Source organism: Edaphobacter dinghuensis (genome assembly GCF_014640335.1).
In the GTDB taxonomy this organism is placed as follows: Bacteria; Acidobacteriota; Terriglobia; order Terriglobales; family Acidobacteriaceae; genus Edaphobacter; species Edaphobacter dinghuensis.
In genome coordinates, this window is sequence record NZ_BMGT01000002.1 from 1169666 (window position 1) to 1183220 (window position 13555).

General features: G+C 59.0%; 13 protein-coding genes. 3 read left to right on the top strand and 10 right to left on the bottom strand.

The window, feature by feature from the left end; genetic code table 11:
* Nucleotides 1–56 precede the first annotated feature (56 nt).
* Complete coding sequence (locus IEW09_RS10550; protein WP_188554089.1) at nucleotides 57–875, bottom strand: TIGR03435 family protein; 819 nt, start codon at nucleotides 873–875, stop codon at nucleotides 57–59.
* A 19-nt stretch (nucleotides 876–894) separates the two neighbouring features.
* Nucleotides 895–2451 carry an FAD-dependent thymidylate synthase gene (locus IEW09_RS10555; protein ID WP_188554090.1) on the bottom strand — a complete coding sequence of 519 codons (1557 nt, stop codon included), beginning with the start codon at nucleotides 2449–2451 and terminating at the stop codon, nucleotides 895–897.
* A gap of 85 nt (nucleotides 2452–2536) precedes the next feature.
* On the opposite strand from IEW09_RS10555, the gene fabG reads away from it, so the two are divergent.
* Nucleotides 2537–3283, top strand: coding sequence for a 3-oxoacyl-[acyl-carrier-protein] reductase (gene fabG, locus IEW09_RS10560; protein WP_188554091.1), 747 nt, complete (start codon nucleotides 2537–2539; stop codon nucleotides 3281–3283).
* A gap of 354 nt (nucleotides 3284–3637) precedes the next feature.
* On the opposite strand, the gene IEW09_RS18880 is transcribed toward fabG, so the two are convergent.
* On the bottom strand, nucleotides 3638–4006 hold the full coding sequence (locus IEW09_RS18880; RefSeq protein WP_373282807.1) for a LacI family DNA-binding transcriptional regulator: 369 nt from the start codon (nucleotides 4004–4006) through the stop codon (nucleotides 3638–3640).
* A gap of 107 nt (nucleotides 4007–4113) precedes the next feature.
* Complete coding sequence (locus IEW09_RS10570; RefSeq protein ID WP_229739235.1) at nucleotides 4114–6546, bottom strand: ABC transporter permease; 2433 nt, start codon at nucleotides 6544–6546, stop codon at nucleotides 4114–4116.
* Nucleotides 6547–6937: 391 nt separating this feature from the next.
* On the opposite strand from IEW09_RS10570, the gene IEW09_RS10575 reads away from it, so the two are divergent.
* Together IEW09_RS10575 and IEW09_RS10580 are read left to right on the top strand one after the other, a co-directional pair.
* Nucleotides 6938–7342, top strand: coding sequence for a helix-turn-helix domain-containing protein (locus IEW09_RS10575; protein ID WP_373282815.1), 405 nt, complete (start codon nucleotides 6938–6940; stop codon nucleotides 7340–7342).
* A gap of 133 nt (nucleotides 7343–7475) precedes the next feature.
* The gene (locus tag IEW09_RS10580; RefSeq protein WP_188554092.1) at nucleotides 7476–8672 is read left to right on the top strand and encodes an amidohydrolase family protein; all 1197 of its coding nucleotides are present in this window, start codon (nucleotides 7476–7478) and stop codon (nucleotides 8670–8672) included.
* A gap of 9 nt (nucleotides 8673–8681) precedes the next feature.
* Here IEW09_RS10580 and IEW09_RS10585 read toward each other — a convergent pair whose 3' ends face one another.
* The 6 genes from IEW09_RS10585 to IEW09_RS10610 all read right to left on the bottom strand — a co-directional run bounded on the left by IEW09_RS10585 (nucleotide 8682) and on the right by IEW09_RS10610 (nucleotide 13546).
* A complete protein-coding gene (locus tag IEW09_RS10585; RefSeq protein ID WP_188554093.1) occupies nucleotides 8682–9515 on the bottom strand; it encodes a rhomboid family intramembrane serine protease in 834 nt (277 codons plus the stop codon).
* Nucleotides 9516–9688: 173 nt separating this feature from the next.
* Entirely contained in the window at nucleotides 9689–10180 is a 492-nt protein-coding gene (locus IEW09_RS10590; RefSeq protein ID WP_188554094.1) for a hypothetical protein, read from the bottom strand.
* Between the two features lie 159 nt (nucleotides 10181–10339).
* Nucleotides 10340–11350, bottom strand: coding sequence for an MBL fold metallo-hydrolase (locus tag IEW09_RS10595; RefSeq protein WP_188554095.1), 1011 nt, complete (start codon nucleotides 11348–11350; stop codon nucleotides 10340–10342).
* Between the two features lie 118 nt (nucleotides 11351–11468).
* Nucleotides 11469–11921, bottom strand: coding sequence for a MaoC family dehydratase (locus tag IEW09_RS10600; protein ID WP_188554096.1), 453 nt, complete (start codon nucleotides 11919–11921; stop codon nucleotides 11469–11471).
* 197 nt (nucleotides 11922–12118) lie between these two features.
* Nucleotides 12119–12640: a HEAT repeat domain-containing protein gene (locus IEW09_RS10605; RefSeq protein WP_188554097.1), complete on the bottom strand. Its 522-nt coding sequence runs from the start codon at nucleotides 12638–12640 to the stop codon at nucleotides 12119–12121.
* 54 nt (nucleotides 12641–12694) lie between these two features.
* A complete protein-coding gene (locus tag IEW09_RS10610; protein ID WP_188554098.1) occupies nucleotides 12695–13546 on the bottom strand; it encodes a 3-hydroxybutyryl-CoA dehydrogenase in 852 nt (283 codons plus the stop codon).
* Nucleotides 13547–13555: the final 9 nt, after the last annotated feature.

A 13555-nucleotide genomic window follows, 5' to 3' on the forward strand; every position in this document is an offset into this window, starting at 1 on the left:
CAAATAAAAGGCGAATGCCGATAATTCCAACCAATCCTGCCAAAGCCACCTGCGCGCTAATTTTCCGACGGCATCTCGACGTGATCGACGACCAAAGTCTCGACCGGCCCTTTCGTAGCCTTAAGTTTCAGGCCAAGCTGCTCCTGCAAGGCCGTGTAAATCGACGGCCCGCCGTTGGTCTCTGAGCTGGGAACCGTATCGGAGGACCATTTCATCGCAACATCGTACTTGCCCGTGAGGCCGGTTTTGTCGATCACGGGGCGATGCACCTGGCCTTCCAGAGAACTCGCCAAAGACGCCATGGTGATGCCATGCGCCGTAAGCTGAACGCCACGATCGCTGGCTTGAATGCTGGTACCCGTATCGTTGCCCTTTTGATCTGCCGAGTGTTTGAACTTCAGGCCGCTCGAGATGACGAGCAGCTCGAAGACAGGCAGAATTCTGGTTTCGGTGTGCGCCTTCAACTGAAAGCGCTCGGCAAGAATAGGCAGCATCATCGAGCCCCGTTGCCGACCGGTCAGCTTTCTGATCGCGGCTGAGTCGGGTTCGACGATCTTCGCCATCACATCGAAATGCGCGGCGTCGATCGGTCCCGGCACTCCGGAGATCAGGTCTCTCCTGATGCCATAAACCTCTTCGAGAAGGCCTTTTACCGTGATGTTCTTGGCATTGTAGGTATCAATATTGCTCTCGATATCTAACGAGCCGCTGCCGGACTTATTCGGCTTGATGGCGACTACATCATACGCAGGCAGCTTTGCAACCGGTACCAGCGATCCGCTCTGCGCCCACACATTCGGCACAGCAAATATGGTGAGCGCACAGAGCAAGAGCTCTCTGATGCTGCCCGGCTTGTATGCAAGACGTTCTCTCATTCTCTTGAATCGGCATCCATTATCGTTTGAGGAGATCAATTGGCTCGTTCACATCTTCGATCCTGAAGTGCCCGGCGAGCGCTGGATGGCGCTTTTCCACCGCCTTGTACATCTCCCAGGCGATGCGGCGATAGCTGAAGTGGCCGGCCACGCCGGAGCGCAGCTCCGCAATGTAGACGACCTCGGAGAAGTCCATCTTGAACATCGAGCGGCAACGAGTGCCCAGCGGCAGAACGTACTGCGCCGATTGTGCCGCCTCAGGCACACCGGAGTCGCGAAGCTGGCGATAGGCAGCGAAAGCAGCATCCATAGCAGAGGTGTAATCAGCTTCGAGGCCGGCTTCGGCGAGGCTGGGCTGACCGGGGCAAGTCGGCTCTTCGTAGCCGTGGAGATCGGTGAAGGACTGGAGGAGCTGGACGCAACGGCGATGGCGGTGCATGTCGCGGAAGCCGCCGATGTCCATGAGGATGTCGAAGCGGAAGCTGTGGCCGGAGCTGAAGGCGCGCAGCAGCTCGTCGTGAGCGCCGCGATGCTTTGTGCCGAGGTCCAATAACTCGGCACGGCGAGCCTCGGACAGCGCGGCGACGTTGCTGCGGAGCTGGCGATAAGAGTAGTGGCAGTGCGGATAGAGCAGCGAGGTTGCCAGCTCGACCTCGAGCGGCTCAGCGTCATCGAGCAGGTCGACGACTGGCGCGGGATCGATGGGCTGGTTCGCCATCAGCTCGGCAGCGGCAGCAGCGAGTTCGGTTCGGCTGGCTGACTGATACTTGTTCGCTGTGGCGTATTTGACCAGCGTTGGTGCGGTTTTGATGGGGCGCAGCAGAGCTTCGGTGAGGCGGTCGCCGCAGGTGGCGTCGACCGAGCCGATCTCGTTGCAGAGCACCTGAGCGGCGCTGTGCTGCACGTTCCACGCTGGCTCGGTCGCGGCCACGCGGAGCTTCTCGGCGATCTGGCGAATCTCGGCGTGCTCGCTGGTGAGCAGGCGCGAGACCTGCGTCTCGAGCGTGCGGGCGTTGACGATCTGGCCCAGCGAAGTATTCGTCGCAAGTGGCAGCAGATAACGGGCGACGTCGAAGGCGCGGGCCTTGAGCGTGCGCTCATAGGCTTCGGGCTTCATCTCTTCGGGCCGAGCGATGACGGACTTCAGGGCTTCGAGCATTCCCGCGCCAATGTGATCGTAAGCGAGGAAGAGGGCCTCGACAGCGGCGGTAAACTTCGGTGTTTCGGCACCGAGATCGGGAGTGAACCAGCCGGAGCGGCGGAAGTTCTGGTAGCGCGTCGAGCGTTCTTGTCCGTCCCAGCGCTGCTCGTCGACCAGCGCAATCGCGGCAAGCAGCGAGAGGCGCTCGATGGCGAACGGGATGTGCGCGAGGTCGGCGATGGAGCGATGACCGTATTGAAAGTAGAAGGTGTTGAGAAACTGTTCGGCGCGCTGCGAGCTGATCTCGGCCAGCGACTCGCGCATGGTGAGCGAGGAGCGCGAGTATTTGGCCATCGCGTAGGCGAGGACTTCGGGGTCTGCTCCGTGAATGGCGTAGACGTCGGTTTCGGTCGGCTTGGTCGCGTTCTCTGACATGGTGGAACTCAGGATACGTCATGCGCGGCGGAGGATGTTTTGCACCGCTTTCGTATAATGCGATAGCACCGACATATGGAGGTTCATGAGCATTCTCGCTGGTCGCATCGCACTGATTACAGGAGCATCCCAAGGAATTGGACGCGCCTGCGCGCTGGAGTTGGCCAAGGCCGGAGCAACAGTCGCGCTGGCCGCACGAAACGTCGACAAGCTGGCCGAGGTTGCGGCTGAGATTGCTGCGGCAGGCGGAACGGCTCAGGCTTTTGCGCTCGATGTCGCCAGCGAAGAGTCGATCAAGGAGTGCGCCAAGGCAGTGATCGCTCAATTCGGCGCAGTTCATATTCTTGTGAACAATGCGGGCATTACTCGCGACATTCTTTCGATGCGAATGAAGCGAAAAGACTGGGACGATGTTCTGTCCACCAATTTGACCGGCTCATTTTTAATGACGCAGGCGGTGATGCAGTCGATGGTGAAAAACCGCTGGGGCCGCATCATCAACGTCGCCTCGGTGGTCGGCGAGATGGGACAGGCCGGACAGGCCAACTATGCCGCGTCCAAGGCCGGGTTGATCGGGCTAACCAAGTCGCTGGCGCGCGAGCTGGCCAGCCGCACAATTACCGTGAACGCCGTCGCTCCGGGATACATCGAGACCGCGATGACCGCCGTTCTGACCGACGATCAGAAAGCTGCCATGACACAGCACATACCTCTGGGGCGGGTAGGAACCGATGTCGAGATCGCCCATGCGGTCGCGTTTCTGGCCTCGGAAGAGGCTGCCTATATCACCGGGCATACGCTGGATGTAAACGGCGGGATGCACATGGGGTAGGTACCCCCTCCCCTGGTGTACTTTAGTCCCAAAGTCTTGATTCCAGAGACTTTAAAATTCAAAGTCTTGATTGTAAAAGGCTTACGTGCAAAGTATTCTATCTAAATGTGTTAGACCCAGCGATGTCCCGCTGGGCCTTTCTTTTGCACTACTTCTATTTTAGCAAGTAGCACGGAGCTGTTTTGCAATCACTATTTGGTTTGTTTTGTTTGAGTTAGGCGTTTTGGGGGCTTGACAGGTCTTTTGTTCGGAATTTGGGAAAGATATCGTTGCTGTTTTGCTTGCGCTTCGACTACGTTTATGAACAAACCTATACTCTCGAATGCGTTCTTCGTGCCGGTTGCGCAGAATCGATCAACGCGCAACACCGGGACGGAGTTCTACCTTTCGCTTTTTACTTTGCTTATTGGCTCCTGGAGCAGGATGCAGTTTTGTTCCCCTGCCGGCTAAAGCGGGCAAACGACTTTTACTCTTCCTTGAGATACCGCGATTTGCCTGGGCCAATTGAACCGCATGCGCGTTGGGGGAATACTTCAATCTTGAAATAGCAGACAATACCTTCGTTCTTATTTCGTATGACACATGTTTGGCGCCATTTGCGACACGCGACACTGTCGCTGTCGAGACTCCTGCGAGCCTGGCAATGTCTCTTATCGTAGACGGCATGACGCTTTCGCAGACAGGTGCGTTCCGATCGTATTGTCGCCCATCAATCGATGGCATCCGATATTCCTTCCTTCTTCGTTGACCTCAAAAGTGGTGTCTCCCGTTGCGGCCGCAGAGTAGTGTTGACAGGCCCTCGATGGATTTGGGGCTTGACCGTGCTTTCGCTATTCGGCGCGCAGTACTACCGCGGGATCGACGCTGGCGGATTTGCGGGCCGGTAGAGCTACGGCCAGCGATGCGGCTGCCAATAATCCGGCTGCCGCGATAATCAGCGAGGGCAGGATGCCTCCGCCTACCCCGGCAAAGGTATGAGCCAGCAGCTTCTGCATCAGCACCACGACGACGATGCCGACTCCCAGCCCGGCTCCGACCATGGCGAGCATGTCTTTCACGATGAGGCGGGCGATCTGCCAGCGCTGGGCACCCATGGCCATGCGAATGCCGATCTCGGCGGAGCGCTGCGAGGTGGTGTAGCTAAGCAGTCCGTAGATTCCGATGGCGGCGAGCAACAGCGCCAGTCCACCAAAGAGCGAGAGCAGCCATACCAGCAACTGCCGCGCGCCGAGTGACTGGCTTACGAGGCTGCTGAGCGGCTCCACGTTGAAGATCGCTACGGTGGAATCTACCGACCGGACCGTGTTGATCAACGAGCTTTGAAATACCTGCGGATTGCCCTTGGTGCGCACTACAAAGGTTGCCATAGGGGTGGGTTGTTGCTCGAACGGCATGTAGACGACGCCTTTGTTCTCGTCCACCTCGAGCGAGTCGCGGCGCACGTGTCCAACCACACCCACAATCTCTCTGAATACCGGCTTCGGTCCCATTGCCCAGCGCAGATGAGAACCGATTGGGTTCTGTCCGGGAAAGTAAGCGCGGGCGAACACATCATCGATCACAGCGACCGGCGGGGTGTCGGCTCGATCTGCTTCGGTAAACCAGCGGCCTCTCATTAATGGAATCTGCATCGTAGCCAGATAGCCGGGCGAGGCGGTCTGGTTGTCGGCATGAGGTCCGGCTTCTCCTACCTGGAGCGGCTTTTCCTGAATCATGAAGCTGCTTGACCAGCAACACAGGCCGGAGAAGGGTACGAACGACGATGCAGCGGCAGAGGCCACGCCGGGCTGATGCTGGATGCGCGAGAGTACATCTCTGACGAAGGCTGCCTGCTTTACGCTGTTGTCGCGATAGTCAGTTGCGGTGAGAGTGACCGATCCAGCAAGAACGTTTTCTGGGCGGAATCCGGGATCGACGTGTTGAAGTTGCCGCAGGCTCATGAGGAACATCCCGGTGCCGGTGAGAAGGATGAAGGCGAGCGCGATCTCGGTGCTGACCAATATGGTGCGCAGTCGCTGCCGCGATGCGCTGTCGGTCACGCTTCTGCCAAACTCGCCAATGCGCTGTATCCGCGCCACCTGGATCGCAGGAATAATGCCCGCGAGAAGCGCGGCCAGCAGGCTGAAGCCGATGGTTGCGGCCACCAGACGAGGATTGCTTTGGACGACGAAGCCATCCGCCAAGTGATCCGGGATCGCGAGCAGAAGGAGCCTGCCGATCAGAGGCCCGGTGAGTACGGCGATGATCGCCGCACCGGCTGCCAGCAACAGGGTTTCGATTAGAAACTGCGAGGTGATCTGGAACATGGAGGCGCCAAGCGCGGTACGGATCGCAAGCTCACGCATTCTTGTCGCGGTGCGAGCGAGCAGCAGTCCAGCTACGTTGGCGCAGGCGATGAGGAGGATGGCAGCCACAACGATGAACAAGGCGAGGAGCGGCTTGCGCAGATCGCCTGCGGCGTCTTTGGTCCAGGGCTGGGCGAACATGCTCCAGCCGCCGGTCTCTGCGAATCCGTGAGAGCCCTCACGACGTACCTCCTCCATCCGCTTCTGCGCGAGCGCGGCGTTGAATTGTGCCACGCTGACACCGGGCTTCAGGCGAACTGCGCTGTCGTAGCCCTCGCTGAAGCGATTGCTTGGTGCGTAGTCCTCGGGCGCGAGGCCAACGGGAACCCAGACGTCACGGCCGCGTGGCCAATCGAAGTCGCTACGCATGACACCGACGACGCGGTAGGTCTGGCCATCCATCATCATCGATTTGCCGATGGCGTCGGGCTGGCCGCCGAAGATTCGCTGCCACGCCGCGTAGCTGAGGATGGCGACGTAGTTCGCGCCCTTCTGGTCCTCTTCGGGCGAGAACGTACGGCCGAGGATGGGTTGCGCGCCGAAGACACGGAACCAGTCGCGGCTGACGGCGGTTGACTGGAGATGCTCGGTTCCGCTGCTCGTGGTCATGTTGAAGCTTCCCGGCTGGCTGATTGCAGCCGAATCCACCAATCCTGTCAGCGACTGGGCGTCCTCGAAGTCGGGGACGGAGACGCCGATGCTGGGCAGGTTCAGCTGCGTGTAGCGGGCGTGGAGGGAGACGACGCGCTCGGGCTGGGAGATGCCTGCCGGGTGCAGCAGGACGGCCTGAACGACGCTGAAGATCGCCGTATTTGCACCGACTCCGAGAGCCAACGTCAGTACCGCGACCACCGTAAACGTGGGAGCATTTCTCAGTTGGCGCAACCCGTAACGAATGTTCCCCAGTATTGATTGCATCCCGATACCCTCCCAGCCCGATCTCAGCGTTTAGATACGTAAAAGAAAGCGCGTTAGGTTCCAAAGCTGGTGGCCGCTATCTCCTTTTATTGCAATGTTGCGCTGTGGAGGTGCGGCGTGGGCCTGTCCGGCTTTGAACAACCCTGGCCGGATTTGGACAGGAGCACCTTGGGACAAGTTGCCGCTGGTGGGGCTGGTTTACTGAAATAGTAATAGTGTTTTGGGTAATATTCTCTGTGGTTCAAAGAGGCGATGGGGTTCAAGTAAAAGTTAAGGTTTGGCAGGGTAAATCTCTGTGAGTGAACCTGAGCAGGTACGGGAATCTTGCCGCGAGCGAAGATAGCCATTGACCTATTGGTTTCAGGTGTTTACTTTGTGGCTAATGGCTGACATGCAAACTATTTCGAGCGACATGGAGAGCGGGTCCGCAGAGGACCTCTCAATTGCAATGAACATCGGTACGACGATCCGTGGCTACCGTTTGCAGAAGGGTATGTCGCAGGGCGATATCGAAAAACGGACAGGATTGCTGCGCTGTTATCTGTCCCGGGTAGAGAACGGGCATACGGTTCCCTCGCTCGAGACGCTGCAGAAGATCGCGCGGGCGCTCGACCTTCAACTTTCCGAGTTCTTTGCCGAAGAGATTATTAGCCGGGAGATGTCGTCGTTGAACCTGGGCGAGGATGAGATACGGTTTCTGACCCAGGTGCAGCGGTACTCGGCCCATTTGAGCGAGAGCGATCGGAGATTGCTGCTGGCGATGGTGCGGAAGTTCGCGCAGACCACTTTGAGCTAAGGCTTAGGAGTTTGGTGTAACCCATGCCGGGGCGATGGCTACCTCTAAATAATCGCCGTCCTGAAGCTCGAAGAGATCGCGCAGCCTTACGTCGGGTGGAACCACGCTATGTCTTCGCTCGTAGTAGGCAGGTATGAAAATTTTTCTTCTTGCCCTGATGTTGGTTGTTTCCTGCTGCGGTGTTCGGGCCCAGGACCTGGCGGTTGTGAATGCGAAGGTCTATACCTCGCCTGATTCCCCACCTGTAAACAAAGCTTCCGTTCTCATCCAGGCAGGAAAGATCACTGCCGTGGGCAGACATCTAACGATTCCGCCGGGCGTGAAGACGTTGCCGTGCGATGGCTGCGTGGTGCTTGCGGGATTTTGGAACACCCATGTCCATTTCATGGAGCCGAAGTGGGCTGACGCAGCTCATCTTCCTGCCGAGCAGTTGACGCGGCAGTTGCAGGAGATGCTGACCCACTCCGGCTTCACGACGGTCGTGGATCTCGGATCGGACCCGAGCAACACGATAGCGCTGCGCCGCCGCATCGAGAGCGGCGAGGTTGCGGGCCCGCATATCTATACTGCGGGAATTCCGCTCTATCCCAAAGATGCCATACCGTTCTATCTGAAAGACGCTCCACCTTCGGTCGTTGCCATGCTGGGGCAACCTGCTACGCCCGCGGAGGCAGACACTCTCGTTAAACGCAACATCGCGCTGGGCACGGACGTTGTCAAGCTATTTACCGGATCGATTTTGACCCCAAGCCATGTTGTTCCCATGCGATTGGACATCGTCCGTGCAGCGGTGGAGGAAGGACATCGGCACGGCCAGCTCGTCTTCGCCCATCCGACGAACCTCGAAGGTACTCGCGTTGCGATGGAGGGCGGCGTGGATGTGCTGGCTCATGCCCCGGAAAATCTGGCGGGTATCGATGACGCCTTCATCGCGCAACTGGTTGCTCACCACATGGTGATGATACCGACGTTGAAGTTGTTTTCCCAGGATGCGGATATTGCAAACATCCGGGCGGCTGTGAAGAGATTTCATCAACTTGGAGGACCGCTAATGTTTGGCACGGATACCGGGTTTCTGGCCGACTATGACATGGGGGAGGAGTATCGGCAGCTTTCTCTTGCCGGTCTCAACTACCGCGAGGTGCTGGCCATGTTGACTACCTCTCCGGCCCAGCGATTTCGTGTTTCGGAACACAAAGGGCGTGTTGCAGTGGGAATGAACGGCGATCTCACTATTCTGTCAGCCGATCCTGCGTCAGGGGATCCGTCTGCTTTTACGCAAGTACGGTATACCGTCCGCAATGGCCGGGTGATCTATCGTTCTCATTGAGCGTGTGATCTAGCGGAGGTTGGCGATCCAGTAGCCGAAGAGGGCTAAGCCGAAGGCGGCGGCGGCGAAGGTGTATTTTTGCCGCCGCAGGTAGCGGGTACGGCCCGAGGTCATGCGCGGGATGAGGGGAACTCCGAGGGCGAGGCCGGAGAGGAAGCCCCCGAGGTGTGCGAAGTTATCGATGCGGATGACGGGGACAAAGAGGGTTGCGCCGCCGATGAGCAGGTTGATCGCGGCAAACCAGATGACTGACTTGCGCAGCCGCTTGAGCTCGGACCAGGGGATGGGGAGCTTTTTGTTGCTGAGCAGGACGATCAGGATGCCGGCGATGCCGAAGACTGCTCCTGAGGCACCGGCTCCGACCGAGTTGTCGCGGGTGACGACGTTGATGAAGAGGCTAAGCAGATTCCCCGCAATACCGGTGAGGAAGTAGACGGCGACCAAACCGAAAGGGCCGAGGAGCGGCTCGCCGAGGAGGCCGAGGTTCCAAAGGCACCACATGTTGGTGGCGATGTGGATCAGGCCGACGTGGACGAAGGTGGCGGTGATGAGGCGGTACCACTGTCCATGCAGGATGAGCGAGGCCTGAGCGGCGCCGAAGTGGATCAGGTCGCGCACAGTGGGCTCGCTGGGGGAGACGCCGTGCAGGACCATCCAGAGGTAGACGGCGCAATTGATGCCGAGCAGGAGATAGGTTCCGGGGGTGACGAGGATGTTCCAGCCACGCTCGCGGGAGTTGGGGCGGGAGCGCTCGCGCTCGTAGTCGGGGATGGGCGCGCGCTCGGGCGGGCCTCCGTAGGAGGGAGGGAGAAGTTCGCCTTCTGGATGGTGGGTCGATGGCATGAGTTGTCTGTTCTACGCTATCGCGGCCAAGGGTGGATTACAAATCGGAGTTGGCGGGAAGACTTGTACGGATTTGGGGACGGGCACCGGCAAATGCGACCGCAGGTTTTTCGGCTCGTGCTTCGCGCTCAGTCGGAATGACAGGATTGGATGGACGGAACAGACTACGCCGCCTAGGCCGCGTTCTTGTGTACATCCTCGCGCCGTTCGATGGGAAGGCGCTTTTGCACCAGTTCTCCGAGAAAGCCGGGCAGCGGCGTGGCAATAGCCACCAGGATCCAGATAAGGGTAGAAAAAACCATACCGGCTATGGCGACGGCCTCAAGCGAGATGGCGACAGCGTGGGTCTGAGTCAGGCGCACGTGAAGCGAGAAGATATGGGTAATCAGCTCGACCCGGTGGATGACGACGGCAGCCAGAAGGAAGGCCACGATCGAGAGGGTGCTAACGACGATCAGAAGCACGTCGATGGAGCGAGCGATCGTCTGGCGGCGGCGGCAGTGAGCGCACTCGATGAAGTGCTGCTCATAGTCCGTGCGCATAGCCGGAGAAAGGGCCGAGATGTCATAACGCCAACCGGAGAGAATATCGCCAACCACCTGATCGGTGCAGGAGGACGGATGACGGCGGCGATTATTGGGGAAGGCGATCGCGGGTTTTTCCATTTGCTTTATTAACTTCATTCTAACTTGTTAGACAACGAATGCTATTAGAAAGATTTATTTAGAGTTGATCGATTTGAGGCTATTTTTAGGCGAATAAAAGGAGAAATTCGATGCAACGCTCTCCACTGTAGCGGCAAAAAGCGGATCGAACTGACTTGTTTAGATCGTGATGGGCTCGAGTGGAGTCGATTGCATGGCGAGGAGGATGCGGTTGCCGAGCAGCTTGGGATGGTTGGCCAGTGCCTGTTCGGCAGCGATCCGGGCCAGCTCGGGGGCGTTATTGGACTCGGAGAGGTGGCCGAGGACGATGTAGGAGGCGCCGCCGTCGTAGTCGTTGGAGAGGAACTCCGCCGTGGCGTGGTTCGACAGGTGGCCAACACGGGAGAGGACACGCTGCTTGACCGACCAGGGGTAGGGGCCGTCGCGGAGCATCTCTAGGTCGTGGTTGGATTCGAGCAGAAGGGCGTCGATGCGCTTGAGCGCCGCCTTGACGTTGGGGGGCATGTAGCCGAGGTCGGTGGCGACGGCCATACGGATGCCTTCGGCGGAGAAGACAAAGCCGCAAGGGTCGACTGCATCGTGGGGGATGGTAAAGGGAGTGATGTCGAGGTCGCCGATGGAGAAGCTGGTGCCGGAATGGAAGTACTCGACCGCGGGGAGGTGAGCGGGATTGGACTTCGTCGCGGGAGCTGGGTCGCAGGCGGCTTCGAGGGAGATTGGGGCTTGAGTCGTATCCGCTGCTGTGGAACCCACGTCCTCAAAAGCCGGACGTGGGGCATCCGGATTTGTGTCGTTCTCTACGCCTGAGGTGCCTTGAGCTACGGCTGCGGCGCGGGCTTCTTTTTCCTGCTGGATGTGATCGAGCCACTTGGCGTAGGTCATGGTGGTGCGAGGGGTGACCATGCGGACCCAGGCGCGGTGGGTCGGCTCGGTGAAGTAAACCGGGATGTTGAGACGACGGGCGAGGACGGCGAGACCGGATACGTGGTCGATGTGCTCGTGGGTGATGAGGATGGCGTCGAGGGTCGCGGGGTCTTCTCCGGCGAGAGCCATGCGCTTGAGGATCTCGCGGCAAGAGAGCCCGGCATCGACGAGGACGCGGGTGCGGGAGGAAGAGATGACGGTGCTGTTGCCTTTGGAGCCGGAGGCGAGCACTGTCATACGCATCATTTGTCTACGATACGCCTGTTGCCTGTGATTTTTATGAGTGGAGTGACGGGGATGGTTCGGGTTGGGAAGAACCCACGTCCCAGAAGAGGGACGCGGGATACCCGTTTTTGTTTGAGTGCTATTTTTCGCGCAGAGGCGCGAGGAAGTTGACGGTGCTGCGCAGGACGACCTCGTTGTTCTGGTTGTAGGCGAGGGTGCGAGTGCGGACGACACCGTAGTTTTTGCGCGAGTTCGATTGGCGGACGCCGATGACCTCGATCTCGGTGTGAATGGTGTCGCCGGGACGAACGGGGAGGGTCCAGCGCATCTCTTCGACGCCAGCGCCGATCATGCCTCCGGCTACGGTGATGTTCTGCACGCGCAGGCGCATGACGATGGCGGCGGTGAGCCAGCCGGAGGCAGCGAGTCCTTTGAAGAAGGAACCTTCACCGGCGGCTTCATCGAGATGAAAGGGCTGGGGGTCGTACTTCTGGCCAAACTCTTTGATCTCTTCTGCGGTTACCTTGGCTCCGCCGATGGAATGGAATTTCTGACCGACGTAAAAGTCTTCGAAGTAAAGCTCTTGCGGCATGTGTTCTCCCTGCTGGCTATTTCCGGCTGGCTACGAGTTTACGGGATGAGCGCGGAGGCTGGCTATGAGAACTCTGACAGAGTGTTCTATTACCGGATACTTGGAGACTCTTCGATAAACAACTAGAGGAAGTTCTCCGCATAGCGGCAAAACACTGTCCTCGGTCGAGACGACATGCTTTGCGCGGCTACCAGCCTCTAACTGCTTTTAATCTTTTTCATCAACTTGCGGGCACGAGCGCGGATGGAGGCCTTGGGATCGGTGAGGGCCAGGCTAAGGATGGGATGGATGCGCTTGCGGAGCGGAGGGTCGTCTTGCGCGTAGTTTGCAAGCGCGGTAAGGGCGAAGGCTCGTTGCAAAGTGCTGGGGCTGGAGAGGAACTCGAACATTAGGTCGGTCGCGAGCGCCTTGTCTCGACCACGAAGGGGAAGCTCGCCGAGGATGATGGTCAGGTTCCAGAGCGTATGCACATGGTCCGTCGCTAGTGCGCGTTGCAGGATGCGTTTTGCGAAGGGTTCGAGCAGAGCGGGATCACTGCGCTGAATTTTCTTGAGTGCGTTGGAGGCCCGGTGTTGGACGACGATGTTTCTGTCATTGAGGGCGTCGACGAGTTCGCGAACGAGCGCGGTGTTATGGAGGGCTTCGTGGACGACTTCGTTGGTGCAGCCCAGGTCGCGTGTGGTGCCGATGGCGAAGCGGTCGCGGAGGATAGCAGGCATGGGAGTTGTTCGATGTTAATTCTTGGTGGTGAGTAAAGATATCTTGGCAGCTAACTAGTAGGTATAGAAGCCGCGGCCGGATTTGCGGCCCAGCCAGCCTGCGTCGACCATGCGGATGAGTAGCGGGCAGGGGCGATATTTGGTGTCGCCGAGGGCTTCGTGGAGGACGCGCATGATGTCGAGGCAGACGTCGAGGCCGATGAAGTCGGCCAGCGTAAGCGGCCCCATCGGATGCGCCATGCCGAGGACGAAGACCTGATCGACGGCTTCGGCGGTGGCTACGCCTTCCATGACGGTGAAGATGGCCTCATTAATCAAAGGCATCAACACGCGGTTGGAGACGAAGCCTGCGGCGTCGTTGACCTCGATGGGAGTTTTGCCGAGGGCTTCGGCGAGCGCCTTCACGGTGTCGAAGGTCTGCTGCGAGGTCTGGAGTCCACGGATGACCTCGACCAGCGGCATCACGGGGACGGGATTGAAGAAGTGTATCCCGATGACCTGCGTGGGGCGCTGGGTTTGCGCGGCCAGTTTCGTGATGGAGATGGAGCTGGTGTTCGAGGCGAGGATGGCTTCGGCGGGAAGGATGCGGTCGAGGTCGCGGAAGAGAGCGGATTTGACCTCGAACTTCTCGGTGGCTGCTTCGATGGCGAAGGTGCAGGCGCTGAGGGCTTCGCGGTCGGTTGTAGTAGCGATGCGGGCGCGGGCTTCATCTGCCTGTTGCCGGGTAAGCTTCTCTTTGCTGACTTCGCGGGAGAGATTTTTTTCGACGGTGGCGAGACCGCGGTCGAGGAATTCCTGTTGGAGATCACAGAGAAGAACGTTGAAACCGGAGCGGGCACAGACGTGGGCGATGCCGTTGCCCATGGTTCCTGCGCCGAGGACTGCGATGGTTTGCGTTTTGGACATAGGCGGATC